Source organism: Rhodococcus sp. WS1, from assembly GCF_003797745.1.
GTDB classification, from domain to species: domain Bacteria; phylum Actinomycetota; class Actinomycetes; order Mycobacteriales; family Mycobacteriaceae; genus Rhodococcus_F; species Rhodococcus_F erythropolis.
Map to the genome: position 1 here is coordinate 1421112 of NZ_RKLZ01000002.1, position 23909 is coordinate 1445020.

27 protein-coding genes are annotated in these 23909 nt (G+C 62.8%); 12 read left to right on the forward strand and 15 right to left on the reverse strand.

Annotated elements, in window-relative coordinates:
* Positions 1 to 76: 76 nt before the first annotated feature.
* Positions 77 to 1006 carry a DMT family transporter gene (locus EEB12_RS19270; protein WP_141488706.1) on the forward strand — a complete coding sequence of 310 codons (930 nt, stop codon included), beginning with the start codon at positions 77 to 79 and terminating at the stop codon, positions 1004 to 1006.
* Here the strand turns inward: EEB12_RS19270 and EEB12_RS19275 are convergent.
* The 6 genes from EEB12_RS19275 to EEB12_RS19300 all read right to left on the reverse strand — a co-directional run bounded on the left by EEB12_RS19275 (position 993) and on the right by EEB12_RS19300 (position 4457).
* Entirely contained in the window at positions 993 to 1814 is an 822-nt protein-coding gene (locus EEB12_RS19275; RefSeq protein WP_258537237.1) for a tyrosine-protein phosphatase, read from the reverse strand. The genes EEB12_RS19270 and EEB12_RS19275 overlap by 14 nt on opposite strands.
* Positions 1815 to 1852: 38 nt before the next feature.
* Positions 1853 to 2266 (reverse strand): phage holin family protein, encoded by a 414-nt coding sequence (locus EEB12_RS19280; protein ID WP_141488334.1) that lies wholly within the window; start codon positions 2264 to 2266, stop codon positions 1853 to 1855.
* Positions 2267 to 2293: 27 nt separating this feature from the next.
* The gene (locus EEB12_RS19285) at positions 2294 to 3280 is read right to left on the reverse strand and encodes a DUF1214 domain-containing protein (RefSeq protein ID WP_141488335.1); all 987 of its coding nucleotides are present in this window, start codon (positions 3278 to 3280) and stop codon (positions 2294 to 2296) included.
* Positions 3281 to 3344: 64 nt separating this feature from the next.
* Complete coding sequence (locus tag EEB12_RS19290) at positions 3345 to 3647, reverse strand: SHOCT domain-containing protein (RefSeq protein ID WP_097386824.1); 303 nt, start codon at positions 3645 to 3647, stop codon at positions 3345 to 3347.
* A gap of 1 nt (position 3648) precedes the next feature.
* A complete protein-coding gene (locus EEB12_RS19295; protein WP_097386825.1) occupies positions 3649 to 4086 on the reverse strand; it encodes a DUF6325 family protein in 438 nt (145 codons plus the stop codon).
* Positions 4083 to 4457 carry a PLDc N-terminal domain-containing protein gene (locus EEB12_RS19300; protein WP_141488336.1) on the reverse strand — a complete coding sequence of 125 codons (375 nt, stop codon included), beginning with the start codon at positions 4455 to 4457 and terminating at the stop codon, positions 4083 to 4085. The genes EEB12_RS19295 and EEB12_RS19300 overlap by 4 nt, the downstream gene beginning before the upstream one ends.
* Before the next feature lie 168 nt (positions 4458 to 4625).
* On the opposite strand from EEB12_RS19300, the gene EEB12_RS19305 reads away from it, so the two are divergent.
* A complete protein-coding gene (locus tag EEB12_RS19305) occupies positions 4626 to 6161 on the forward strand; it encodes a LuxR C-terminal-related transcriptional regulator (protein WP_141488337.1) in 1536 nt (511 codons plus the stop codon).
* On the opposite strand, the gene EEB12_RS19310 is transcribed toward EEB12_RS19305, so the two are convergent.
* Positions 6096 to 6683 carry a TetR/AcrR family transcriptional regulator gene (locus tag EEB12_RS19310; protein WP_019745447.1) on the reverse strand — a complete coding sequence of 196 codons (588 nt, stop codon included), beginning with the start codon at positions 6681 to 6683 and terminating at the stop codon, positions 6096 to 6098. The genes EEB12_RS19305 and EEB12_RS19310 overlap by 66 nt on opposite strands.
* Positions 6684 to 6778: 95 nt before the next feature.
* On the opposite strand from EEB12_RS19310, the gene EEB12_RS19315 reads away from it, so the two are divergent.
* The 4 genes from EEB12_RS19315 to EEB12_RS19330 all read left to right on the forward strand — a co-directional run bounded on the left by EEB12_RS19315 (position 6779) and on the right by EEB12_RS19330 (position 11600).
* Positions 6779 to 8557 (forward strand): ABC transporter ATP-binding protein, encoded by a 1779-nt coding sequence (locus EEB12_RS19315; protein ID WP_037133785.1) that lies wholly within the window; start codon positions 6779 to 6781, stop codon positions 8555 to 8557.
* Positions 8558 to 8632: 75 nt separating this feature from the next.
* Positions 8633 to 9844, forward strand: a complete 1212-nt coding sequence (locus tag EEB12_RS19320; protein ID WP_141488338.1) for an acyl-CoA dehydrogenase family protein — start codon at positions 8633 to 8635, stop codon at positions 9842 to 9844.
* Positions 9841 to 10866, forward strand: a complete 1026-nt coding sequence (locus EEB12_RS19325) for a phosphotransferase family protein (protein WP_134998873.1) — start codon at positions 9841 to 9843, stop codon at positions 10864 to 10866. Before EEB12_RS19320 ends, EEB12_RS19325 begins: the two co-directional genes overlap by 4 nt.
* A complete protein-coding gene (locus tag EEB12_RS19330) occupies positions 10863 to 11600 on the forward strand; it encodes an SDR family NAD(P)-dependent oxidoreductase (protein WP_020970896.1) in 738 nt (245 codons plus the stop codon). Before EEB12_RS19325 ends, EEB12_RS19330 begins: the two co-directional genes overlap by 4 nt.
* On the opposite strand, the gene EEB12_RS19335 is transcribed toward EEB12_RS19330, so the two are convergent.
* On the reverse strand, positions 11601 to 12146 hold the full coding sequence (locus tag EEB12_RS19335) for a hypothetical protein (RefSeq protein WP_019745442.1): 546 nt from the start codon (positions 12144 to 12146) through the stop codon (positions 11601 to 11603).
* A gap of 144 nt (positions 12147 to 12290) precedes the next feature.
* Here EEB12_RS19335 and EEB12_RS19340 point away from each other — a divergent pair, with 144 nt between their 5' ends.
* From EEB12_RS19340 to EEB12_RS19355, 4 genes are read left to right on the forward strand one after another with little or no spacing between them, the layout of a single operon-like run.
* Positions 12291 to 12791, forward strand: a complete 501-nt coding sequence (locus EEB12_RS19340; RefSeq protein WP_019745441.1) for a methylated-DNA--[protein]-cysteine S-methyltransferase — start codon at positions 12291 to 12293, stop codon at positions 12789 to 12791.
* Complete coding sequence (locus EEB12_RS19345) at positions 12778 to 13332, forward strand: RNA polymerase sigma factor (protein ID WP_020909250.1); 555 nt, start codon at positions 12778 to 12780, stop codon at positions 13330 to 13332. Before EEB12_RS19340 ends, EEB12_RS19345 begins: the two co-directional genes overlap by 14 nt.
* Positions 13329 to 13928 (forward strand): methylated-DNA--[protein]-cysteine S-methyltransferase, encoded by a 600-nt coding sequence (locus tag EEB12_RS19350; RefSeq protein ID WP_007729599.1) that lies wholly within the window; start codon positions 13329 to 13331, stop codon positions 13926 to 13928. The genes EEB12_RS19345 and EEB12_RS19350 overlap by 4 nt, the downstream gene beginning before the upstream one ends.
* The gene (locus tag EEB12_RS19355; RefSeq protein ID WP_141488339.1) at positions 13925 to 14770 is read left to right on the forward strand and encodes a DNA-3-methyladenine glycosylase family protein; all 846 of its coding nucleotides are present in this window, start codon (positions 13925 to 13927) and stop codon (positions 14768 to 14770) included. Before EEB12_RS19350 ends, EEB12_RS19355 begins: the two co-directional genes overlap by 4 nt.
* A 4-nt stretch (positions 14771 to 14774) precedes the next feature.
* Here the strand turns inward: EEB12_RS19355 and EEB12_RS19360 are convergent, their stop codons facing one another.
* From EEB12_RS19360 to EEB12_RS19380, 5 genes are all read right to left on the reverse strand, one after another.
* Positions 14775 to 17000: an MMPL family transporter gene (locus tag EEB12_RS19360; RefSeq protein ID WP_042448609.1), complete on the reverse strand. Its 2226-nt coding sequence runs from the start codon at positions 16998 to 17000 to the stop codon at positions 14775 to 14777.
* 102 nt (positions 17001 to 17102) lie between these two features.
* On the reverse strand, positions 17103 to 18653 hold the full coding sequence (locus EEB12_RS19365; RefSeq protein WP_141488340.1) for a bifunctional 3'-5' exonuclease/DNA polymerase: 1551 nt from the start codon (positions 18651 to 18653) through the stop codon (positions 17103 to 17105).
* A gap of 47 nt (positions 18654 to 18700) precedes the next feature.
* Complete coding sequence (locus EEB12_RS19370) at positions 18701 to 19564, reverse strand: biotin-dependent carboxyltransferase family protein (protein WP_084325378.1); 864 nt, start codon at positions 19562 to 19564, stop codon at positions 18701 to 18703.
* Positions 19561 to 20193 (reverse strand): 5-oxoprolinase subunit B family protein, encoded by a 633-nt coding sequence (locus EEB12_RS19375; protein WP_141488341.1) that lies wholly within the window; start codon positions 20191 to 20193, stop codon positions 19561 to 19563. The genes EEB12_RS19370 and EEB12_RS19375 overlap by 4 nt, the downstream gene beginning before the upstream one ends.
* On the reverse strand, positions 20190 to 20669 hold the full coding sequence (locus tag EEB12_RS19380; RefSeq protein WP_141488342.1) for a MarR family transcriptional regulator: 480 nt from the start codon (positions 20667 to 20669) through the stop codon (positions 20190 to 20192). Before EEB12_RS19380 ends, EEB12_RS19375 begins: the two co-directional genes overlap by 4 nt.
* Before the next feature lie 75 nt (positions 20670 to 20744).
* On the opposite strand from EEB12_RS19380, the gene EEB12_RS19385 reads away from it, so the two are divergent.
* Complete coding sequence (locus tag EEB12_RS19385) at positions 20745 to 21578, forward strand: alpha/beta fold hydrolase (protein WP_097386835.1); 834 nt, start codon at positions 20745 to 20747, stop codon at positions 21576 to 21578.
* A gap of 4 nt (positions 21579 to 21582) precedes the next feature.
* On the opposite strand, the gene EEB12_RS19390 is transcribed toward EEB12_RS19385, so the two are convergent.
* On the reverse strand, positions 21583 to 22026 hold the full coding sequence (locus EEB12_RS19390) for a hypothetical protein (RefSeq protein ID WP_141488343.1): 444 nt from the start codon (positions 22024 to 22026) through the stop codon (positions 21583 to 21585).
* A gap of 49 nt (positions 22027 to 22075) precedes the next feature.
* Here EEB12_RS19390 and EEB12_RS19395 point away from each other — a divergent pair, with 49 nt between their 5' ends.
* The gene (locus EEB12_RS19395; protein WP_020970886.1) at positions 22076 to 22354 is read left to right on the forward strand and encodes a hypothetical protein; all 279 of its coding nucleotides are present in this window, start codon (positions 22076 to 22078) and stop codon (positions 22352 to 22354) included.
* 99 nt (positions 22355 to 22453) lie between these two features.
* Here the strand turns inward: EEB12_RS19395 and EEB12_RS19400 are convergent, their stop codons facing one another.
* Entirely contained in the window at positions 22454 to 23830 is a 1377-nt protein-coding gene (locus EEB12_RS19400; protein WP_021345629.1) for an NAD-dependent succinate-semialdehyde dehydrogenase, read from the reverse strand.
* Between the last annotated feature and the right edge of the window lie 79 nt (positions 23831 to 23909).

Here is a 23909-nt window from a genome sequence, read left to right on the forward strand (position 1 = left end):
AAGTATACCGATCTGTATAGTCGACTCCATGAGTAAACAGATCGGTATACCTCGGATCGTGACCTCGAGATCTGCCGTGACGGCCACCTTGTCGGTCCTGTTCGTCGCGTGCTGGAGTTCGGGATTCATCGGAGCCAAACTCGGCGCCGGCAGTGCCGAGGTCCCCACGCTGCTGATGTGGCGTTTTCTCCCGCTTGCGGCGGTACTGGTCCCGATTGTCTGGCTGTCCGCCCGGCGCCGGAACGCGATGCCGACACCGCGGGCTCTCGGCAGGCAGGTGGTGATCGGAATACTCTCCCAGAGCGGCTATCTGTTGTCCGTGTACTGGGCAGTCGATCTCGGCGTGAACACCGGAACCACAGCGCTGATCGACGGTATTCAGCCGCTGGTGGCAGCCGCGCTGCTCGGTCCGGTCCTCGGCGTCGCGGTCCCGCGGATGCAGTGGATCGGATTAGCGATCGGACTGCCCGGCGTCGCGATGGTCACGGCAGCCGACGCCGGGGCCGGTACATCGGCCCCGTGGTGGGCGTACGCGATTCCGTTCCTGGGAATGCTCAGCCTCGTTGCATCCACCTTCGTTCAGCAACGCGCTCCCACGTCCACGCCGCCACTGCAGGCTTTGGCCATCCACTGCTCAACCAGCGCAATAGTTTTCACAACTCTGGCGATCGTCTCGGGTGCTGCCGTACCGCCGAGTGTCAGCACATTCTGGATCGCATTGCTCTGGTTGATCGTGTTGTCCACCTTCGGCGGATACGGGCTGTACTGGTTGTTGCTCCGCCGCATCGGCATCACGTCCGTCAACACCTTGATGTTCTTGATCGCCCCCGTCACCGCGGTCTGGGGCGCACTGATGTTCGGAGAATCCTTCACTCCGTTCACCGCTCTCGGCTTGGCGGTGGGCATCGTCGCCGTCGTCGTGGTCACCCGGGTGGACAATCGACCGAAGAAGCATGACGAGAGCACGGATTCCTGCCCGGCAAGAGCTCCGATCACGTCGCGCTGACGAAGCCCGATCGCGATGTGAACCGCTCGCGGAGCGTGGTGATTTGTTCTGCGGTGAGCTTGAGTCCGTTGATTGCGTAGTCCTCGACTGTGCCGAAGCGCGTGCGCATTTCGTCGAGCGCGGCGTCGAAGTAGCTGTCACGGACTCCGAGGAGCGGCCGGAGCAGTTCTCCGTCAACGCCTTTGCTTGCGGCGAAGTCGAGGATCGGTTCCGTCATGGGCGCCAGATCGGTGTTCGTCTCCAGGTAGTCGGCGCGTACATCGGCTTCGTCGGCGCCGAGGAGGAGCAAGAAAGAGGTCGCGGCCCACCCGGTGCGATCTTTGCCGGTGGTGCAGTGGAAAAGTGCTGCACCGGTTCTTGTTTCGTCGATGAGGTCGAGATAGAACGCGCGGTAGGCGTCGAGGGCGGACGGCAGGCTGACGAAGTTGCGGTTCGCTTCCTCCATCTGTGCGATCCCACGTCCATCGCTGATGGTCTCGGCGTACGCGACCGGGTCCGTCATGAGTAGTCCGGTGGCCGCGGCGTTTTGGGCATTGTCGGCGAGAACGTCGAGCCAGACCGTCCGCGTCGAGTCAGGGAGATTGTCGGGTGCGCCGTCGCGCTCGGCAGCGGTCCTCAGGTCGTAGACCGTCCGGACGTCCAAGTCGGCGACCGCGGCGACGTCGTCGCCGTCGAGTTTCGCGAGCGTCGCCGAACGGTAGAGCGCGCCGGCGCGGACGGTGCCATCAGCAACGGGAATGCCACCGAGATCCCGGAAGTTCGGAGCGGTCTTCAGGAGAACGCGACGATCGAGCGGGTGAGTTGGCATGGCTGACTCCTTGTGGGTTCCGTTTCCGAACTGATCATTCATGCCTTCTGCGCACTGCGCACGAGCTTTTCGGCATTGCGTCTCTTGATCCACTTGTCGATGACGAGAGCCATGAAGATCCACCCTCCCAACGCCGTGATCACCCACACGATGATCGGGGCGAGGATCCAGGACCCGACGCCGCTGATCTCAATACCGTCGGGGACCAGGGTCGCAACCCAGAGCGCGAGCAGCGTGGCGACCAAGCCGACACCGCCCGCGAGCGGAGCCGCGTAGTGCAGTGCCACGCTGAGCACGAATGGGCCGAGAATCATGTGGGCGAGGGTGAATACACCGATAGCGGCCAAGAAACCGTTGACGCTCAGGCTGACCCCGGGCAGCGCAAAATGCACGACGATCAGCGCGATCGCGCCGAGTACACATTGCGAAATGAGCTGAAATAACAGACGCATGGCTTGTACCTCCGTGATCAGGTCGAGTCACCCGAGAGTGGTGTGTGCGTGGGGAACGCTTTGCTGGAGGGCCTCGGGACGAGGTGCCGTCCAGGTGCCGTCGAGCACGTCGGGGCGGGGGCGGTACAGGCGCAGTACGTAGTTCCAGCCCGGCATGATGGGCAGTGCGTTCGCGACGCCGTCGAGATTGACGCCGAACCGGATGGTGGTGCTGCCGTCGGAGTCGGGGGTGGCTGTGATGCTGTTGATGCTGTTGATGCTGTTGACGCCCAAGGCGTTCTCTTCGAAGTATCCGGCTGCGTTGTACAGCGAGACCGACCAGAACGCATCCACGGGAACATCGTTCAGGCGGAGACGGTATTCCCCGATCGGGAGACGTTCGTCGAAGTTGACGTAGGTGGCCTCGTACTCGGGAAGGCCACCCCAGCCGGATGCGGTACCGAGCAGGTGCCTGATCGGGTCGACTTCCGCTGCGGTGCCGAATGAATGGTCGTAGGTGGTGATGCCACGAGCGAGTGCGAGGAGCGCGTCGCGGGTCTCGGTCTGCGATTGTTCGTCGTAGTCGGGCAACGGGAACTCTCCCGTTCCGCCGCCGTCGATGGTGAGGGCGTCTTGCAACCGGTTCACCTCGGCGACGTCTTCGGGGCTGTTCGGATCGACGAGGATACGCACGATCAGTGCGGCGTAGTCGGTTCCGACCAATTCGCGCGTGAGCAGGTGCTCTCCCGGATCGCGCAGGATGACGGGACCGAAGTGATCTTGACTGACCACCCACACGGAGATGTAGCGCTTGCCGGTATCGGGCACCGTGATCGTGACGTTCTCGCGCACGTCGATGATCGCGCTGCTGTACAGAGTGTCGCGGTTCTGGCGGATGATCGGCTGGTTGTCGAGTGACCCGAGATCACGAGTGTGGTTCCACGTGCCCAGGCCGACGCCCGCGGCCAGGCGAGCGAACATGAGATCGGACTCTGCCCGATTGAAGTTCAGGACGTTGACGGCGATCGTGGACATAGTGGGTTCCAATCGGTGTCGGGGTACGGAAGCGGGCGCGGTAATCCATGGCCCGTCGGGTGAATCAGCCCAGCAGTCGTGCTTTCGCGGCTTGGAACTCGGCGTCGCTCAGTAGGCCTTGTGATTTGAGATCGCCGAGTTTCTGCAACTCGGCGACGAGATCGACCGGGGGTGCGGGTGTGGGTGTGGGGAGTACGGCTTGCTGCTGGGCGAATTCGTACTGCGCCTGCTCGTAGTCGGCCTGAGCTCTCCTTTGCCGGCGGGTGGCCATACCGTCGCTGACGGCGGTCGCGGTACCGGTCACGACCGCGGTGCGGGCGGCGAGGCCCAGCAGTCCGGGGCGTCCTCGTCTCGGGATGTACGGCATGTCAGACCTCCAATTTCGGGATGATCGTGTCCATGAGGGCATTGACGACGGGTGCGGGTATCCGCTCGTAACCCAGCAACACCGCGCCGGACTCGGCGGTCCGGGCGGCGAGTTCGCGCTGATAGACCAGCTCGAGCGCGACCAGCAGCGCTGAAGCGCCGGCGGGAATCGCCTCCGCGAGTTCGGTGATGTCTTCATGCCCGAGCAGACCGGACGCGCCGAGCATTTCGACGTTGATCTCGAAGCCGTTCGGCAATTCCTCGACCTCGACGAGGGTGAGTTCACCGTCCTCGGACTTGGAGATGACGATCAGATCGAGGAGTCGTACCAGGCCGGTATCCGTGAGGTCGGTGAGCGCGGAGAACGCGGCGGGGTCGAGGCTCTGCCCCGGCAGACCGAGAAGGTAGAAGTCGACGGGGCCGAAACGCGCGGCACTCACGAGAGCACCTTCAGCTTGAGTGCGGCGAACTCTTCCTCGCTGATCGATCCGGCTTCGAGGAGTGCTGCAGCTGTGGCGATTTCCTCGCTGGGACTCTTTCCTGCGACTTCGCGGATATACGATTCGGCCGCGCTCTCGGCCTCGCGTGCGGCCTTGTTGCTGCGTTCCGTCATCCCATCGCCGCGGGCGACGAGATAGACGAGCGCGGTGAGGATGGGTAGGAAGAGCAGGAAAAATATCCAAACAGCTTTCAACCAGCCGCTCAGCTTGTGGTCGCGGAACAGGTCGGCGACGATCGCGAACAGCGCGAAAAGATATCCGACCAAGACGGTCGCCCACAGCATCCAGCCGAGGCTTTCCCAGAAACTCATGTGTCTTGTCCGTTCGTGTCAGGCCTGCGCATCGGCATTCCGCCGACTCGCGCTTTCAGTTGATTCCGGCAATTCTCACCGGTTTCCGCATGCTTCGATCGCTGTCTCATCCGAAGCGGATGAGACGGGATTTCCACGGCCGTCGAACGTCTCGAGTATCTTCGACACATGATCGAAGCCGTGCGTGACGCACTTGCCTCCGGTGAGGCGGAGCAGGCTCGACGCGTCCTGCGGAAGAACTGGCTCCGTCTGATTCTCGAATCTCATACCAGGGAACTCGAGCAACTCTGCCTTGCGCATCCCGATCCGCACGATCCACACATCCTGCTGATACGGGCGTGCTGCCGCGACCTCAGCGGCGATCCGTACGGCGCGGAGTTTCTACGCGGGCAGGGTCTACGGGTTGCGTCCGACGATTTTGTCGTCTGTTTCACCGACCTACTGCTCGCTCCGGACACCTCGACCAAGGCCGTCATCGCCGATCGCGCGCGTCACGCCCTCGCCCAGTGCGAGCCCGAGGACGATTACCCGTCCGCACTTTTCCTCCTCGGGTGGACCGAGATCAGGCTTCGTCGTGATCTACCTCGCGCCATCGCGCTACTTCGCTCCGCCGGCGATGAAGCGCGGTTGCAGTCGCGTGCGGAGACGTTGCGTCTCGCGCAATCCAATTTGGCTTTTGCACTCACCCACGCGGGAGTGTTCACCGAAGCCGAACAGATCCTCGACGGCCTTCCTGCCCGAGAGGTTGCATCCGACTGGGAACGCTTCGAAGGTGGACTCCCACAGTCGAATCGAGGGTGCATCGCCTATTGGCGTGGCGACTTCGAGGAAGCGATCGCTCAGTTCGACTCGATAATTGTGGAGGGCAGTCCCGGAACCAACTTCGAGGCGCTCGCCCGTCTGTACCTGGTGATGAGCCTGATCGCTCTGAACCGGAAAGACCGGTACCACAACGCCGCTCGGCTGCTGCGAGGCGTGAGCACTGCGGACAAGCACGGCATTCCTTGGGATACGCTGCGGCGCGTCACCACGGCCTGGCTCGCCCACGCTCAGGGGCAGGACGAGCAAGCGCGCCGCATCGCGAAGCCCACGCTGACCAGAACAGGTGCTGCGGTCGCTCACGCGCTGCTCGCCGAGCTCTATCGAGTCTTGGGGGATCCGGAACCGTCGGCGCAGGCGCTTCGGTTGGCAAGCTCGGCCGCGCTGCCGCGATATGCGCTGGTGAGCACACTTGTCACCTCTGCAGCGCTGAGCTCCGTCGCAGGGCGTGGGCCGCAGGCGCACGAGCAGCTGGATCGTGCGCTGGCTGAGGCAATCCCGGAGCAGATCCTCGCCCCCTTTCTCAGCGACGATCCGGTAATTGTCGATCTCTTGAACGCGCACGCAATACAGGGGTCGAGACACCAGGACCTCCTGCGCACGATTCTGGAAAAACGGAGCCGACTCTCTGCCCAGCTCGCCGGAGTCCTGACCGAACGCGAGAACGAGATTCTCACTTTTCTGCGCACCACGATGACTGCAGACGAGATCGCTGCGCACCTCGGCATCGCCTATCCCACTGTGAAGACTCACATTCGCTCGATTTACCGCAAATTAGGTGTGGCCAAGCGGCGTGCCGCTGTTCAAGCAGCCGACAACCTAGACCGCGGGATCGGGGGCGATTCCGCGACGGAGGCTGCGAACCGTCAGATCCAAGGCTTGTAGTCGAGTCCCGGAACCGCGGTTCACGTAGTCCATCGACGTGTAAAGCAGTGACCACAGTAGGTTCTGCACCCAGTCCGAACCCATGTCGGGGTCGATGGACCCGTCGGAGTGTCCGCGTTCGATGGCGTCGGTGACTCCGTCGTCGTTCGACGCGGACTCGGCAAACGAATCTTCTTGATAGACGCCGGGAGTGAAGAACAGGACCGTCAAAAGGTCGGCCAGTTCGAAGTATTCATGGCACAGACGCACCAGTGCCTCGGCTCCGGTGCCCTCACCGAGTCGCGCCGCTGCTGCGGCCTCACCGACGGCGCGAGTGGCCTCGGCCGCGACTGCGTCGACCAGGTCGGACCGTTCGGGAAAGTAGCGGTGCAAAGTGGTCCGGCCCACCTTCGCGGCCGAAGCGATCTCGCTGAGGGTCGCAGCAGGCTTGGATGCGAACACCGAAACGGCAGCATCGAGGATGGCCTTCCGCGTGCGCTCGCGGGTCGCGCTTTGTTCTGGTGCGCTGTGGATCGTTGTCACGAATTCGAAGCGTAGCCGTGTCCGGTTTCGGTATCCAGTGTTTCCGAATCGGAATTTCTCTTGCCCTTTATGGAACATTCGTGTTCCATAAATTCATGCTTGAATCCGACGCTTCTCAGCCCGCACCGAAATGGAGCAATCTCCGCGTCCTCTCGGAGTTCGCTCGACCGCATCTGCCGTCGCTCCTCCTCGGATTGGTACTGGCGCTGTGCGGCTCGGCGGCGACGCTGGCAACGCCGATGGTCACCAAGTGGGTTCTCGACACCCTCGATACCGGTGCGTCGCTGAAGGGACCGATCCTCACGCTCGTCGTCCTTCTGATCGTCGGTGCTGTGCTCGGTTGTGCTCAGTGGATCGTTCTCGGAACCGCCGCCGAGAAGGTTGTCTTCGACGCCAGGTCTTCGCTGGTGAGGCGATTCCTGGCGGCGACCGTACCTTCGCTGCAATCGCGATCCGTGGGTGAATTGGTCACCCGGGTCACGTCGGACACCTTGCTGCTGCGGGAGGCGGCGTCGTCGGCCGCAGTGAATATTCTGAACGCAGCCGCGTTGACCATCGGAACGATTGTTCTGATGGGCGTTCTGGATCTGCCGTTGTTGGGGGTCACCATGGTGGCAATCGTGTTCGCCTCCATACTCTTTGCCGTTCTGATGCCTCGGATTTCCGCAGCCGAAGCGCGAACCCAGGAATCGCTCGGTCAGCTCGGCGGCGTACTCGAGGGTGGCTTGCGTGCGATCCGGACGGTCAAGGTTTCCCTCGCCGAGGATCGCGTCGGCGCTCTGGTGACGACCAATGCGTCCGATGCGAAAAAGCATGCGATCACGGCGGTTCGAGTGTCGGCAACCGCGTGGACTGTCGCGTGGACCGCCATTCAAGGATCGATCATTGCCATCCTGGGCTTCGGTGCCTGGCGAGTCGCCGACGGTGAAATGGCAGTCTCGACGCTCATCGCGTTTCTGCTCTACGCCTTCACCCTGATGGGGCCGGTGTCGGAGCTTGCGCAGAACGTGACTTCCGTTCAGTCGGGAATCGCGGCAGCTATCCGGATTCGCGAGATGCAGTCGTTGCCCACCGAGCAGTACGACGAGGTCGTGGACGTGGTCGCGAAAACAAATGCTGCCGCGCCGCTGATCGAGTTGCGCGACGTCACCGTGAGTTACCACGGGTCGAACCAGCCGGCGTTGCGCGATGTCTCGCTGGTCATTCCGACGCGTGGGCACATGGCCATCGTCGGCCCGTCGGGTGCCGGAAAGACGACCTTGCTCTCGACTGTGCTGCGATTTGTCGAACCGCGATCGGGTGAGGTTCTCCTGCATGGAGTCGGTTACGACGCGCTCGATCACCGCGCTGTGCGCGAGAGTCTCGCGTACGTGGAGCAAGAGACACCGGTGGTGCCCGGAACGATTCGGGAGAACGTCGTCTTCAGCCATCCCGACGCGACGGACGAAGAAGTCCAGGCCGTTCTGCGCTTGCTCCGGCTCGACGACGCGATCGAGGCCCTGCCGAACGGACTCGACACCGCTCTGACGGCCACCTCGCTGTCGGGCGGCCAACGTCAGCGGATCGCGATGGCGCGCGCAGTTCTGCGACCGAGTGCTTTGCTTCTGCTCGACGAAGCCACTGCCCAGGTCGACACACTCACCGAAGCCGCGATTGTCGACGCGATCAACGAACGTGCACGTACCGGGGCCGTGGTGACTATCGCTCACCGGCTCTCGACGGTGCGTGACGCCGACTGGATCGTGGTCATGGAAGACGGTCGGATCCGCAACATCGGCAACCATGACGAGCTCATGGACAAGGACGATCTGTACCGCGACATGGTGGTTGCCGGCCGGCTCGATCAGGGCGAGGCGATGCTCGAAGATTGTTGACCCGGCGCATCGGCATGTGCGAGAGTGCTGTTACCGAGCGATCGCTCGGTCGGGATGTTCTTTCGGAGGTGGCTGGTGGCAATCGATCTGACGTACGCGCCCGAGGTGGTGGCGCTGATCGAGAAGACGCGCGACTTCACGCGCAACGTAGTGCTCCCCATCGAAGACGAACACGCCGGTGACATCGCCGTCGCGGGTGGCGATGCCATCCGCATCGAGATGCAGGCGGCAGCAAAAGAAGCCGGTGTCTTCGCACCACATGCACCGATCGAGTACGGCGGCCACGGACTCAACATGAGTGATCGCGCGCCTGTCTTCGAGGAAGCCGGCTACTCGCTCTTCGGGCCGACGGCGCTCAACATCGCTGCGCCGGACGAGGGCAATGTTCACATGCTGGCCCACGTCGCGAACGAAGCACAGAAGCAGCAGTTCCTCGCGCCGCTCGCAAGCGGGGACATGCGGTCGGCATTCGCCATGACCGAACCCGCGCCGGGAGCGGGATCCGATCCCTCGGCTTTGAACACCCGCGCCGAGAAAGTCCCCGGTGGCTGGAAGATCAACGGTAAGAAATGGTTCATCACCGGCGCCGACGGCGCCGGATTCTTCATCATCATGGCGCGCACCTCCGGCGAGCCCGGGCAGCGCGGCGGAGCGACCATGTTCCTGACGCGGACGGACACAGCGGGTCTCATCGTGGGTCGACACATCGACACTCTCGACAAGTCCATGATCGGCGGGCACTGCGAGGTCACGTTCGAGGATCTCTTCGTTCCCGACGAGGCCGTTCTCGGTGAGGTCGATCAGGGATTCGCCTACGCGCAGGTTCGTCTCGGTCCCGCCCGCATGACGCACGTGATGCGCTGGCTCGGTGCAGCACGCCGCGGCCACGACGTCGCCGTGGCCAGGGTTGCCGAACGAGAAGGCTTCGGCTCGAAACTCGGTGATCTCGGAATGATCCAGAAGATGGTCGCCGACAACGAGATCGACATCGCAGCCAGTCGCGCACTTCTGGTGCAGGCCTGCTTCGAACTCGATCAGGGCGGGCACGCGAGCAACGCGACGTCCATCGCCAAGACCTACGCGGCCGAGGCGATCTTCCGGATCGTCGACCGCTCCATTCAGATGTGTGGCGGAATGGGCGTGTCCGGCGATCTGCCGCTGGCACGGTTGTCCCGCGAAGTGCGTCCCTTCCGCGTTTACGACGGTCCGTCCGAGGTTCATCGCTGGGCAATTGCGAAACGTGTTGTCGGCGCTGCGAAGCGCGCTGCTCGGGAGGAGGCGAAGTGACGGACTTCCCAGGACTCGATCTCGCGGCGCTCCACAAGTATCTGCAAGCCGCAGGCGTCGAGGTGAGCGGTGAGTTGCGAGCCGAACTGATTTCAGGCGGCAAATCCAATCTCACCTACGGAATCTTCGACGACAACTCGAAGTGGATTCTGCGTCGTCCACCCACGGCCGGCCTCACGCCTTCGGCGCACGACGTTGCGCGCGAGTTCCGAATCACCTCGGCGTTGCAGAACACTGCCGTGCCGGTCGCGCCGACCGTCGTGCTGTGCGAGGACGCCTCGGTGATGGGTGCGTCGTTCACGGTGGTCGAGTTCGTCACCGGTCAAGTGATCCGGACCAAAACCGAGTTGGAAGCTGTTCCGGCAGAGCAGGTCACGCAGTGCACCGACGAGTTGGTGCGTGTTCTCGCTGCCCTGCACGACGTCGATTACAACGCCGTGGGTCTCGGCGAACTCGGCCGTCCCGACGGTTATGTCGCCCGCCAGGTGAAGTTGTGGGCCGGTCAATGGTCGCGCGTCAAGACCGAGGACTCGGCCGATGTGGACAGGTTGGCGTCGAGCCTCGCAGAATTGATTCCGGCTGAATCGGCTTCGTCGATCGTGCACGGCGACTACCGGATCGACAACACGATTCTCGCGGCGAACGACGTCACCAAGGTTGCCGCAGTGGTGGACTGGGAACTCTCGACGCTGGGAGATCCGCTGGCGGACATCGCGATGATGTGCGTCTACCGGCACCCCGCCTTGGATCTGGTTCTGGGTGAACCTGCCGCGTGGACGAGCCCGTCGCTACCCTCCGTTGTCGATCTGGCGCAACGGTATTCGACCGTATCGGGTCGAGAGCTGGCGCACTGGAACTTCTACATGGCGCTCGGGTTCTTCAAACTCGCCGTCGTGGCGCAGGGCATCGATCACCGATTCCGAGCAGGAGCCACCGTCGGCGGGGGATTCGACAAGGCTGGATCTTCTGTGCCGGAACTGATCTCGGCCGGACTCAACGCACTGCAAGGGAAATTCGAATGACTCGATCAGCACTGGTCACCGGCGCCTCCAAGGGAATCGGGCTCGGCATCGCAACACGCTTGGCTTCGCAAGGGTACGGGCTGACCATCACGGCGCGTGATGCCGAACGGCTCGCCGTTGTCGCCGAAGAACTTACGCGCGCCGGATCGCCGGACGTCGTCGTCTCGGCCGGCGACATGGCGGACGAGAACTTCGCCGCAGCACTCGTAGCCACGCACGGCGAGCGATTCGGCTCCATGCGAGCCCTCGTCCTCAACGCCGGAGTGGGAACCAGTGGGCGAGTGGCGGATTACCCGATGCGCCGTTTCGACAAGACCGTCGCCGTCAATCTCCGGACACCGTTCGCACTATTGCAAGCGTCGCTGCCGCTCCTGCGTACAGCGGCGGACGCGGACCTCGCCGGCGGAGCAAAGGTGATCGCTCTCGCCTCGATGGCCGGTGTGTATGCCGAGAGCGGCTTGGCCGTCTACGGAGCCACCAAAGCTGCACTCATTTCGATGGTCGAAGCACTCAACGCCGAGGAATCCGGAAACGGAGTGAGCGCGACGGCCATTGCTCCCGGTTACGTCGACACGGACATGTCGGCGTGGACGCACGATCGGATCACACCCGAGACCATGATCAAGGTCGACGACATCGTGGAGTTGGTGGACGGACTGCTCAAGCTCTCGTCTCGAGCAGTGGTTCCGAAGGTCGTCATGACGCGAGCCGGAACCAACGGCTACTCGGCCTGATCAATCCAGCTTGGCTTCGCCCCGCTTGCGGAAAAAGTGGAAGCCGGGCACTCCGACGATCGCCTGACGCAGGTCCTTTACCACTCCGAGGAGTTCGTGGATCTCGGGCGAGACGGAGTCCAAGGTTCCGAGGATGGGCAGCACCGCGGTCACGCGGTCGGTGAGCTCCGGCAGTTGGTCGATCAGTTTGATCGCGGCGCTGACCTCCGCCTCGGACAGGTCGTCGGCGAATCTGGCCGCCAGCGGCGCGAGCTGCAACGCAATGGGCTCGTAGATCTCGAGGAGTTGTCCCGCGATGTCCGAGGTCTGTTCGACGGCCTCGACCAGCGTCTCAGCTCGAACGGTCACGGCGGCGGCTCCGATGACGACGCGGTCGGCGTTGTCGGCGATCTGGTTGATGCGTGCCACCAACCTCTCGACCGAGAAGAGGAGCGCCTCGAGTCGAGTGGGCAGGGTGACCGCAAAAGCGACCGTGGACAGGGACCAGTGCACCACGTCGCCGACGGAGCGGACGACGGTGGAGCTGCCGGGCAAAACTAGAGCCATCCCTCGATACTGCCTGATGTGACGTCAAAGTACAGGTAAATCTCACATTCACGAGGCCAGCGGCGTCTTCGAGGTGTCGGTGCCGGCGCGGACAATCAATTCACCCGCTGCCTGCTGCACCGCGCAACCTGGAAGGATCGAGACATGACGGCTATCCGTACGCACACCGTGATCGACTCGCCGATCGGGGCGTTGACGCTGGTAGCAGCAGGTGACGACCTCTGCGGGCTGTACATGGCGGAGCATCGCCACAAGCCGGACGAGTCCACGTTCGGTGATCGTTCCGCGGCGGTCTTCGGTGAAGTCGAATCGCAGCTCACCGAGTACTTCGAGGGTGATCGCACGGAGTTCTCCGTGCCGCTGGCGCCCGTGGGTACCGAGTTCCAGAAGCGGGTGTGGGATACCTTGCGAACGATCCCGTACGGCGAAACCTGGACATACATGGAGCTCGCGCAAACTTTGGGTAACCCGCTTGCGATCCGTGCCGCCGCCGCGGCAAACGGCAAGAATCCGATCAGCATCATCGTTCCCTGTCATCGTGTGGTCGGTAGCGACGGAAGTCTGACCGGTTTCGCCGGCGGCCTCGAACGCAAGCGGTTCCTGCTCGACCGCGAGCACGGCGGCGAATCGGATGTCCTCTTCTGATGCGCTCGGCTCACAATTCGGTGATCGGGAACGTCTACCGATCGTGAGACTCAAACCGTTCGAAGACGTCGTGACCGAATACGGTGCAGTGGTCCTCCGTGTCTGCCGCGCGGTGGTCGGTCCCGTCGACGCCGAGGACGCGTGGTCCGAGACGTTCATCGCAGCGATGCGGGCATATCCGGATCTGAATCCGGACGCGAACATCGAAGCCTGGCTGGTGACCATCGCGCACCGCAAGGCAATCGACATCACCCGAGTGCGCGCCCGCGTGGCCGTGCCGACAGACGAGGTTCCGGAGTTGCCGACGCGAATCGGCGTACCCGGAACGTGGGATCACGAACTCTGGGACGCACTCGAACAGCTACCGCTCAAACAACGTGCGGCAGTCGCCTATCACTTTCTGGGTGGGCTGCCGTACGCAGAGATCGCGGACATCCTCGGCAACACCCCGGCGGCCGCCAGACGCGCGGGTGCCGACGGTATCGCCACACTACGAAGAACCTACTTGTCCGCTACCGCTGCGGAAGGGAGTCACTCATGAGTAACGATGTGTTCGAGGCGCTTCCAGCCGTTGACGCTGACGCCATGATCCGCCTACGGGCGCGCCTGGCTGCGCAGGCGTCCGAAGCTGAATTGATCGACGTGGCATATCGAACCGTCGATTCGCCGGTCGGAAAGCTGCTCCTGGCGGCGACCGATGTCGGCCTGGTGCGGGTTGCCTTTGCCGTCGAAGGGCACGACCTCGTTCTGGAACGTTTGGCGGACACCGTCAGCCCCCGTGTGCTTCATTACCCGCGCAGGCTGGACACTGTCGCTCGCGAGTTGGACGAGTACTTTGCCGGTGCGCGTCGAGAATTCGATCTGCGCTTGGACTTCCAACTCGCGAAGGGGTTCCGACGCGAAGTGTTGCGTCATCTCCCCGAGATCGAATACGGCCACACTGCAAGCTATTCGGTGGTCGCAGCAGCGTCGGGAAGCCCGCGTGCGGTGCGTGCCGTCGGGACCGCATGCGCAAAGAATCCGCTGCCGTTGGTGGTCCCGTGTCACCGGGTGGTGCGCAGCGACGGCAGCCTCGGGCAGTACGCCGGCGGCCCCGAACTGAAAGCGATTCTGCTGGATCTGGAAGCCGGCCGGTGAGCGCAGTGACGCTGCGCTTTCAGGCGCCCTATGCAGTCGAACCGCTCACCGGTGCCTTGCGGGCTCACTGCGTCGCAGGCCTCGAGCGTCACGACGACGGTGTTCACACCAGAGTCATACCGTTGCCTTCCGGCCCGGTAGTCGTGTCGGTGTCGTGGACAGACGACGGTGTCGTCATGGATTCCGATGTGCCGGCGGAGGATTCCGCAGTGCTGGAGGTGATCGTGCGTCGTTGGCTCGACCTCGACGCCGATCACACTGCTGTCGAAGCAGCGTTCGGTAGCGACGAGTTGTTGGCCCCACTCGTTGCCGCCCGTCCGGGATTGCGGGTGCTCGGCTCGGTGGACGGGTTCGAGACCGCAGTGCTCACCGTTCTGGGACAACAGGTTTCGCTCGGCGCGGCGAGGACGTTCGGTGGTCGTTTTGTCAGCGCATTCGGAGCGCCGGTGGAAGGGGAGTTTCTTGCCTTCCCTGATCCGGACGCGGTTGCAGCGCAATCGCCGGAGGACATACAGAAAGCCGTCGGATTGACCACAGCGCGTGCAAGAACAGTGCATACGTTGGCAACTGCGGCAGCGAACGGTCTCGATCTCTCCTGGGATGCGGATCCTGTCCAATTTCGGCGAGAGCTGTTGGCGCTATCGGGAATCGGGCCGTGGACCGCTGACTATCTCACTGTCCGGATTCTCGGTGATCGCGACGCCTTCGTACCCGACGATCTGGTGTTGAAGCGAGCGTTGGGGGTTTCGTCGGGCAAAGAAGCCGCAGCGTTGTCCGAGCGCTGGCGACCCTGGCGAGCGTACGCACTCTTTCATCTGTGGACAAAGGAAGCGTTTCTGTAGTCGGTCAGTCTTTCGCGCGGGCCAGTTCGGACGGCCACCAAATACGTTTCCCGATGTCGTGAGAGAGCGCAGGCACCAGGACACTGCGCACGATGATCGTATCGAGCAACACACCGAAGGCCACGGCAAATCCGATCTCGGCGAGGAAGACCAGCGGCAGGATGCCCAGTACGGCAAATGTTGCGGCCAAGACGATTCCGGCTGAGGTGATCACACCGCCGGTCACCGCAAGACCGCGCAGGACACCTGCACGGGTACCGAATTCTCCGGTCTCCTCCCGGACTCTGGTCATCAGGAAGATGTTGTAGTCGATACCCAGAGCGACCAGAAACACGAAGGCGAACAGTGGGAACGATTGATCCGCCCCGGCGAACCCGAATACGTGTGTGAAGAAGAATCCGCTCACACCGAGGGTCGCCGCGAAGGAAAGTACCACGGTGACAATGAGAATCACCGGGATCAGCAGAGCGCGGAGCAAAGCGGCCAAGACCAGGAAGATCACCACCAACACGATCGGGATGATCAGGTTTCTGTCGCGGACCGAGGCCGCCTGGACATCGAGGGTGGTGGCCGTGCTGCCGCCGACGAGCGCGTCGGCGCCGGGCACGTCGTGGACGGCAGTCCGCAGTCGCTTGACAGTTTCGAGTGCCTGCGGCGAATCGTAAGAGTCGGCGAGGGTTGCATTGATCATGGTTCGGCCGTCGATCGGTGCAACGGTGAAAGCCGCAGGGGCGCAACCCGCAGCGGCGGCTTGTGCGACGGCAGCGGGGTTGGTCTTGATCAGCTCGCTGACCTTTGCGACGTCCACCTGGGTGCAGACGGCGCCGGGATCCTGCGAGATACCTTCGACGCCGCTGGCTGCTTTGATGACGGCGTCGGCCTGGTCGGCGTTTGCGGTGATCACGGCCGGTGCGCCGGCTCCGGGATCGAACTTCGAGTCGTAGAGTTCTTGTCCGACAACAGCGTCGGGACGATTGGTGAAGCTTTCGGTGGATGTCAGGCCATCGGTTTTGAGACTGCCGATCCCGGCCGCGAACAGGATGATCAACAAGACTGTGGCGCCGATCCACAGTGGGCGGTCCTTGCTGCCGACGGCCTCGGCGATCTTGCCCCACATCCCGTGCGTCGTAAGGTCTGCGGCGTGATCGACCTTGGGCTTGCGCGGCCAGAAGACCCACCGTCCGGTGGCGGCCAGAGCGACCGGCATGAACGTCATCATCACCAGATAGGTGCAGGCGATCCCGATGGCGGCGACGGGTCCGAGGCTCTTGTTGGAGTTGAGTTGAGAGAACGTCAGGCAGAGCAGACCGAGAATGACGGTGACAGCCGAAGCGGTGATGGCCGGCGCAGACTCGCGCCAGGCCTTGATCATCGCGTCGAAGCGGTTGGGATACGTGTGTAGTTCTTCGCGATAGCGAGAGATCAAGAGTAGGGCGTAGTCGGTACCGGCACCGATCACCAACACGAAAAGGATGCCTTGAGATTGTCCGGTCAGAGTGAGTAATTCGGCTTTCGCGAGGAAATAGATCACCATCGACGACAAGCCGATGGCGAGGAGCGCGGAGAACAGCGGGAAGAACCACAACACCGGCGATCGGTACACGACAAGCAGGATGAGGATTACGACCAGGAGTGCCGCGCCAAGGAGCGCTCCGTCCAGACCGGCAAAGGCGTCGATGAACGCAACGAGTAGCCCACCTGGCCCGGCTGGGAGTACCTCGACATCACCAGCTGCTTGTTTTGCTGCGTCGATGACGTTCTGCTCGGTGGTCGCCAGGACATCGCCTGCCACGGATGTGTCTCCGTCCTTGGCGACGAGTGGCACGAAGATCGACGCAGTTGTGCCGTCGGCGGAGTACTGAGTGGGTTGCATTCCGTCGGCGTCTACTCCGGAGATGCCGGCAATGGCGCCGTAGGCCGAGTTGATTGCAGATTTGTCCGCCTCGGTGAGGGCCGAATCTCGATGGAACAGAACAAAACCAGGGATCGTCTCGACCGCGAGGAAGTTCGCGGATTGATTGCTGACGATCGTCGATTCTGCGGAACTCGGCAGGTACGAGGCGTTGTCGTTCTTCTGAACCTCGGCGAGTTTGCCTTGGAACGAACCGCCGAATCCGCCTGCGACGAAGGCAAAGATTGCAAGCGCGATCACGGTGAAGATCGGCACGCGAAGGCGTTTGACCGTTCCGCGCTCGTTCCGTTCTGCATCAGTTGTATCCAGCTTGGTCATGGTTCTCCTCGAACACAGTCGACCAGCACCAACAAAGCAACATTTTCCAGTAGAACACGCAATACGGGCGCGGTGGAACCACTTGGAGTGGAATTGACGACGCTACGAAGTGCCTTTGCCGTAAGTCTCGCGGGCTGCGACGTCCATGGGAAAACGGACGACTGTGTCGCCGAACAACAATCGAGTTGCCGAAGCCGCGGCGGCCAGCACGTGGGCGGTACCTGACTCAGGATTTCGGGTATGCACGACTACCTCGTCGTGCTGGAAGAAGACCAACTCGCCGTCCGGATCTTCGGCGAGGCGTCGCCTGAGGTCGGCGAGCAGGCACAACGCCCACTCGGACGCAGTGGCCTGAACGACGAAGTTTCGCGTGAAACGACCGCGGGCATGAGCGTCGCCGTGGGAGTAGAAGTCGGGAGACGGTGGGGGACAGGCCCGGCCGAGCAGTGACTTCACCACCTCGCCGCGCTCACCTGCCTTGGCAGCTTGCTCGACGTACTCGACGGCGACCGGGAATCGCTTCCGCAACAAGATGAGCAGTGCTTTGGCTTCACCCGCCGTCGCCCCGTACAGGACTCCGAGGATTGCGACCTTGGCTTTTGCGCGATCCCCGCCGAAGGCTTCGGCACCGACAAGTGCGTACAGATCGTCGTCGCCGGCGGCAGCCATCATCCGGCGGTCGCCGGACATGGCGGCCAGAATTCGGGGTTCGAGCTGACCGGCGTCGGCGACGACGAACACGTGGCCCGGATCGGCGACGACGCTCGAGCGCATGGTCTTAGGAATCTGGAGGGCCCCGCCGCCCCGGCTCGCCCACCTGCCGGACACGACACCACCGGGAACGTAGATCGGGCGGAATCGATCGCCCCGCACCCAACTGTCCATCCACTGCCAACCGTTGGTGCTGTACAGCTTGGCGAGTTCGCGATGACGCAGGAGCAGCGGCACAGCCGGATGATCGATTTCCTGCAGAAACCACTTGCGCGTCGACGGCAGTTCGATGCCCTGACGCCCGAACGCCTCGGTGATCTCCACCGAAGACGAAGGATTGACGGTGCGCCCGAAGACCTCACTGATCTGTGCGGCAAGTTCCTGCATACGAGCGGGGAGGTCGTATCCCGTCGGCCGCGGCCCCAGCCGTTCTTCGAGGAGTTCACGATGCTTCTGCGTCGAGAACGGAAGGCCCGTGTGCGTCATCTCGGCGGCGCTGAGAGCGCCGGCCGATTCTGCTGCGATCAACAAGTCCAGTCGAGCGTCCGCGCCGATGGTTGCGCGCTGCTCGGCGAATTCGGTGACGACGGCGAGGGGATCGAGAACGGGTGCAGTGTCGAAGAGTCCGAGTCGATCGTCGTCGAACTCCTCGGCAGGCGGTGACGGTTTGCCGACGCGCATTCCGAGTATCGCGCGGGTCAGGGAGATGTCGTGGCACCGCTGAACCCGTACGCCTGCCCGCAATAGCGGTGGGTACACGGTCGCCGTACTCGGCCACACCCACCGCGGGTGCTCGGCTTCCTCGATGGTGCGCACCGCTGCGATCAGGTCGGGGTATTCGACGGGATCGGCGAGCGGCGTTCCACCGGGATCGGTCCGTAGGACAGTTGCCGTCACAGCTCCCGTGGACGTCGTACTACCGGGGACCAGGACAACTCGCACGACATCAGTGTGACGGCAGGGTCCGACACGCCATCGCTCGGCGCTGCTCAGGCCCCGACGAACCGGATGTGCTGACCCGGGCGGGCTTGGCCGAGTCGGTCGATATCTGCGTCCGCGACCACTCCGACCACCGGATACCCGCCGGTGATCGGGTGATCGGCGAGGAACACGACAGGTTGGCCGCTGGGTGGGACCTGGATCGATCCGAGCGCTACGCCTTCGGTGGGGAGTTCGGCGTCATTCGTTCGTTGCAGCAGTTCGTCGGTGCCGACACGATCGAGTCGCGCCCCGATTCGGTCCGAATCGGTGGAGACCGCCCAATTCCCCCGCAGGAGCGATTCGGGGTTGGTGAATCGATCTGCGCGCGGCCCGAATACGACTCGAATGTCGAGAGTCTCGTTTGTCATCGGTGGAACTGGTGCAAGGTCGACGAGCGAGAACGCGGTCGGCGAAGGCCCGATCGGGAGAACAACCTTGGGCTCGAGAGGCGCCGGACCTATCCCGGACATGGTGTCGGTGCTGCGCGATCCCAGGATCTCGGGAACCACAATGCCGCCCCGGACGGTCAGATACGTCCGCAGGCCACTCGGTGCGTAGTCGAGGCGGACGGTCTGACCGACGTCGAGAGCGATCACGCTCGAATGCCCGACCGGAACGCCGTCGCGGTAGGCCTGTGCGGGCGCCCCGGTGAACGCGATCGTTGCTTGTTGCTGCGCCCGAATGCTCAGCCCGCCCAGAAGGACCTCGACGCCTGCCGCGCCCTCGTCGTTGCCGACGAGTCGATTGCCGAGTTTGAGCGATCGCCTGTCCGCAGCACCGGAAACCCCGACGCCCGAGCGAAGGTGTCCGGTCCGTCCGAGGTCCTGGATCAAGCTCAGCGGCCCGGTGTCGAGTATCTCCAGACCGCTCATCGGTCGTCCTCGTTGACGAAGCGCACGCGGCACCCGGGCTGAACGGCGGCCGGTGGCGTTGAGTTCAGGTCCCACATCACGGCGCCGGTGCTCCCGATGATCTGCCAGCCACCCGGCGATGCCCGCGGGTAGATCGCGCTGTATCCCGCGGCCAGGGCGACGGAACCGGCTGGCACTGCGGTTCGCGACTGAGTTCGACGTGGAACGTCGAGCCGAGTGTCGCCTGAAGTCAGGTAGGCGAAGCCGGGTGCGAATCCGATGAAGGCGCAACGCCACATCGCCCCGGTATGGGCCGCAACCACCTCGGAACGGCTCATTCCGAGTGACTGTGCGACGTCGTCGAGGTCGGGCCCGTCGTACCTGACGGCGATGGTGAGTGCATCCGTCTCGGAATGCTCGTCTGTGGTCGCGGCAGAATTGGTTTGCTCGAGATCGTTCAAGCACTTCCGGACGTACGTGAGATCTGCCGCCGGGGTGCACGTGACCAGGACCGTGCGAGCTGCGGGGAGGAAGTCTTCGACCCCGACCGGGGTGTTACGCGTCAGTGCTTCGGTGAACGCGAGAACGTCAGCTTCGGAATCGAGGTCTACGAGAAATGCGCGTTCTCCCGCGGGAAGTATGCGAGTCACAGGGAGGGCTCCCGATCGATTCGAGTCCGCTCCACGTCCGCTCGCATCGCCACGATGAAACTCGCGATGGTGGCTCGCTCGGCCGCGGTGTAATTCCCGACGGTGCTCGCAGCCCGTGAAATGAGGGGGCCGAAGAAGCTCTCGCCCAGAGTGACCGCCGATGGTGTGACCTGCAAGATCACTCGCCGGCGGTCCTCCGAGTCCCGCTCCCGAGCTACGTGGCCCGCTTTGACCATCCGGTCGACCAGTGCAGTCACCGACGCCGAGTTGATCCCGAGCTGTGAGCCCAACCAACCTGGCGTCGCCGATGTGTTCGAGCGCTCGGCATCGAGAAGACAGATCAGTGCGCGGACGTCGGTGGAGTGCATTTTGTATTTGTTCGCAAAGCCGGAAACCGCCACGTTCAAGTCGACGGTCAGTGCGCGAAGCGAGTGGACGATCGCCATCGCTTCGTCTTCTGCATCGCCGACGCTCATGGATGCCTCCAGCCCTGGTGTGTTGTCTCTCGATTGTCTACTATCTCGATAGTCGAGAGAAAATGGGGGTGGGGAATGGACTTCAATCGCGCATACGACGCCGTACTGACCAAATGGCCGCAAAAACCGCTGGGTGTGGATCTCGCAGGCCGGTTCGGCCGAACGCATGTGAACGTCTGTGGACCTGAAGACTCGCGGCCGTTGATCCTTCTGCCCGGGGGAGGTGCCACTTCGACGGTGTGGTTCGACAACGTTGCGGCGCTGTCGAAATCCCGGCGTGTTTTTGCCGTCGACACCCTGGGCGATGCCGGACTCAGCATTCCCAATGGTGATCCGATGAAGTCCGTCGACGATCTGATCGAGTGGATGGACTCGATAGTCGATTGCACCGGCGCCGACACCGTCGATGTGATCGGACATTCCTACGGCGCAATGATTGCGTTGGCCTTTGCGCTGCATCGACCGGATCGTGTCGGGAAACTTGTTCTGCTCGATCCTAATTCGAGTTTCGCCGGCATGAAGGCGGGCTACCTTCTGCGTGCGCTTCCGCTGTTGCTGTCCCCGTCGCGAGCACGCCGAAAGCGACTGTTGGAGTGGGAGACAGGTGAGTCGAGTATCGACTCCGACTGGCTGTCTCTTGTGGAAGTGGGCACTTCGGATCTACCGCGACCCGATCTCGTAGTGCCTCAACGTCCTTCGAAAGAGGACTTGAGCGCACTGGATGTCGAGTTGCTGGTGGTCCTCGCGCAGGACGGACGGGTGCATGATGCGGAAACGGTGTCGAGGTCGGTGCGGGAGAGGATTCCCGCAGCACGTGTCGAGGTGCTGAAAGATGCTTCACATCACAGTATTCCGATGGTTCCCGCCGATGAACTCAACCGAGTGCTCGTCGACTTCTTGGAGGGCTAGCGGATCAGGGTGCGACGACGCACCCCGGACCGATCGGGGTGGCCGGATTGACATCGACCGTTGTGACCGGCCCGCCCGCGGACGTCTGGTAGGCCATCAGAGAATGTTCGCCGGGTGCGGTCGGAGTCCACAGCGTGACGGCGTGGCCGAGTACAACCGGCAAGGTGAAATAGGGATTGACGGTGTCCCAGATCAATTCCTGCGGGAACATGGTCGACGCCCGGTTCAGGTCGACAATCGAGACGTTCGACTCGTCCAACGCTGCTGTCCTGGCAACCACCAGATACGTGCAGCCCGCCCCGTACGGCGTTGTCGGCCCGCTACTGAGACCCGGAAGGATCGTGACGTCGACTACGTCCGCGGAAGCTGACGTCGCGGACCAGATGGCGGCGCTCGCGCTGATGGCGGCGGCGATCACGGTAGTGCGAGCGATTCGTGAAAGTGTCATACCAGCAGGTCGGTTTTATCTGGATGGGTGTTACAGGCAGACTGATCGGATGCGTGCACTTCATCTTCTTCTGGCCGGCTTCGGTTTCCTGCTGGGGTTCCTGATTATTGTTGTCTCCGGCCTGATCGAGTTGGCGTCCGTCGCCTCCCGAACCGATTTCGCCTTTGTCGGTGACTCCGCCGTGTCGGTTGGTGTTTCCAACGAGGCGATCTACACCGCGATCGCTGCTCCACTGGTGGGTGCGCTGTTGGGCTGGCTGTCAGCTGTCATCGCGACGAGGTTCGGGTGGAGCCTCACTCGTGGGAGTGTCACTCCGGCAAGCGAGTGACCAGGGCATTGCTCTTGCTGGTTCGTGGGATATGAGGAAAGGCCCCGACCTCAACAGAGATCAGGGCCTTCCTTTGTATTGCGCTACTTTTGCACCGAGCTACTTCTTGGAGACGCGGAGCAGCTTCTTGTTCACGAACTCGTCCATTCCCCACGGACCGAGCTCGCGGCCGACTCCGGAGCGCTTGACTCCGCCGAAGGGCAGACCGGGCAACGTCGTTCCGTGCTCGTTGACAAACGCCATTCCCACGTCGAGATCGGCAGCGACCGACCGGGCGGAATCGAGATCGCTGCTCCAGACAGACCCGCTCAGACCGTAGACCGACGAATTGGCAAGTTCCACAGCCTCGCTGGCCGACTTGACCTTGTAGACGACGCCGGCAGGTCCGAACAGTTCTTCGCTGTAAGCCCGCATGTCCGGGGTCACGTCTGCGAGCAACGTCGGCTGAACGTAGGCGCCCGGGCCGTCGATCTTCTTCCCACCGGTGAGCAGCGTCGCTCCCTTGGACACAGCGTCGTCGATCTGCTCGATCAGAGTGTCTGCCGCGCTCTGTGAGGACAACGGGCCCAGGACAGTGGATTCGTCCAACGGGTCACCGGCAGAAACGGATTCGAAGGACGTCGCCAATTTGCGGGTGAAGTCGTCGTAGAAATCTTCGGTGACGATGAAACGCTTGGCCGCATTGCAGGCCTGACCGGCATTGGACAGACGCGCCTTGGTTGCGGACTTGACGGTGGCATCCATGTCGTCGGAATCGAGGACAATGAACACGTCCGATCCGCCGAGTTCGAGGACGACCTTCTTGAGATTGCGTCCCGCAGTTTCGGCGACACTGGTGCCGGCGCGTTCGCTGCCAGTCAGTGACACACCTTGAACTCGTGGATCGGCGATCATGTCCGCGATCTGCTCGTTGGTCGCGAAGACGTTGACGTACGCGTCGTCCGGCAATCCGGCTTGTCGCAAAATCTCTTCCATCAGCAGAGCCGACTGCGGACAGTTGGACGCGTGCTTGAGAATGATCGTGTTGCCCAGCATGAGATTCGGTGCCGCGAAGCGGGCGACCTGGTAGTACGGGAAGTTCCACGGCATGACGCCGATCAGGGCACCGATCGGTCGCCGGTACACAACCGACTCCTCGGCCCCGGGAACGTCGAGCCGTTCTTCCTCGAGCAACGCCGGACCGTGGTCTGCGTACCACTGATAGATCGCGGCCGAGAGTTGTACTTCGCCCTTGGCCTCGCGGACCGGCTTACCCATCTCCAACGAGATCATTCGGGCCAGTTCATCTGCTCGCTCTGTGTACAGTTCGGCGGTCTTGCTCAGGACTGCCGCACGTTGCTGTGGCGCACTGTTGCGCCAGGTCAAGTAGCCGCGATGCGTGTTCGCAAGTGCGGCTTCAACTCCGGCGTCATCCAAAGTATCGAATTCCCTGACGGTTTCACCTGTCGCGGGATTGACTGTTTTGTAATTAGCCATAGTTGTACAACGTGCGGAAGGGGGTCGAAGATTCCCGAAACGCACAATCACATTGAATCGGCCCAACAGGTTTCGATCA

What these genes read in the sequence shown, in the direction of transcription:
- EEB12_RS19275 (WP_258537237.1), bottom strand. Translation starts at nt 1,814, where the DNA reads ATGCCAACTCACCCGCTCGATCGTCGCGTTCTCCTGAAGACCGCTCCG.
- EEB12_RS19300 (WP_141488336.1), bottom strand. Translation starts at nt 4,457, where the DNA reads ATGAGTTTCTGGGAAAGCCTCGGCTGGATGCTGTGGGCGACCGTCTTG.
- EEB12_RS19340 (WP_019745441.1), top strand. Translation starts at nt 12,291, where the DNA reads ATGACGGCTATCCGTACGCACACCGTGATCGACTCGCCGATCGGGGCG.
- EEB12_RS19290 (WP_097386824.1), bottom strand. Translation starts at nt 3,647, where the DNA reads ATGCCGTACATCCCGAGACGAGGACGCCCCGGACTGCTGGGCCTCGCC.
- EEB12_RS19350 (WP_007729599.1), top strand. Translation starts at nt 13,329, where the DNA reads ATGAGTAACGATGTGTTCGAGGCGCTTCCAGCCGTTGACGCTGACGCC.
- EEB12_RS19335 (WP_019745442.1), bottom strand. Translation starts at nt 12,146, where the DNA reads ATGGCTCTAGTTTTGCCCGGCAGCTCCACCGTCGTCCGCTCCGTCGGC.
- EEB12_RS19385 (WP_097386835.1), top strand. Translation starts at nt 20,745, where the DNA reads ATGGACTTCAATCGCGCATACGACGCCGTACTGACCAAATGGCCGCAA.
- EEB12_RS19360 (WP_042448609.1), bottom strand. Translation starts at nt 17,000, where the DNA reads ATGACCAAGCTGGATACAACTGATGCAGAACGGAACGAGCGCGGAACG.
- EEB12_RS19305 (WP_141488337.1), top strand. Translation starts at nt 4,626, where the DNA reads ATGATCGAAGCCGTGCGTGACGCACTTGCCTCCGGTGAGGCGGAGCAG.
- EEB12_RS19315 (WP_037133785.1), top strand. Translation starts at nt 6,779, where the DNA reads ATGCTTGAATCCGACGCTTCTCAGCCCGCACCGAAATGGAGCAATCTC.
- EEB12_RS19345 (WP_020909250.1), top strand. Translation starts at nt 12,778, where the DNA reads ATGTCCTCTTCTGATGCGCTCGGCTCACAATTCGGTGATCGGGAACGT.
- EEB12_RS19380 (WP_141488342.1), bottom strand. Translation starts at nt 20,669, where the DNA reads ATGAGCGTCGGCGATGCAGAAGACGAAGCGATGGCGATCGTCCACTCG.
- EEB12_RS19390 (WP_141488343.1), bottom strand. Translation starts at nt 22,026, where the DNA reads ATGACACTTTCACGAATCGCTCGCACTACCGTGATCGCCGCCGCCATC.
- EEB12_RS19280 (WP_141488334.1), bottom strand. Translation starts at nt 2,266, where the DNA reads ATGCGTCTGTTATTTCAGCTCATTTCGCAATGTGTACTCGGCGCGATC.
- EEB12_RS19330 (WP_020970896.1), top strand. Translation starts at nt 10,863, where the DNA reads ATGACTCGATCAGCACTGGTCACCGGCGCCTCCAAGGGAATCGGGCTC.
- EEB12_RS19285 (WP_141488335.1), bottom strand. Translation starts at nt 3,280, where the DNA reads ATGTCCACGATCGCCGTCAACGTCCTGAACTTCAATCGGGCAGAGTCC.
- EEB12_RS19370 (WP_084325378.1), bottom strand. Translation starts at nt 19,564, where the DNA reads ATGAGCGGTCTGGAGATACTCGACACCGGGCCGCTGAGCTTGATCCAG.
- EEB12_RS19395 (WP_020970886.1), top strand. Translation starts at nt 22,076, where the DNA reads ATGCGTGCACTTCATCTTCTTCTGGCCGGCTTCGGTTTCCTGCTGGGG.
- EEB12_RS19400 (WP_021345629.1), bottom strand. Translation starts at nt 23,830, where the DNA reads ATGGCTAATTACAAAACAGTCAATCCCGCGACAGGTGAAACCGTCAGG.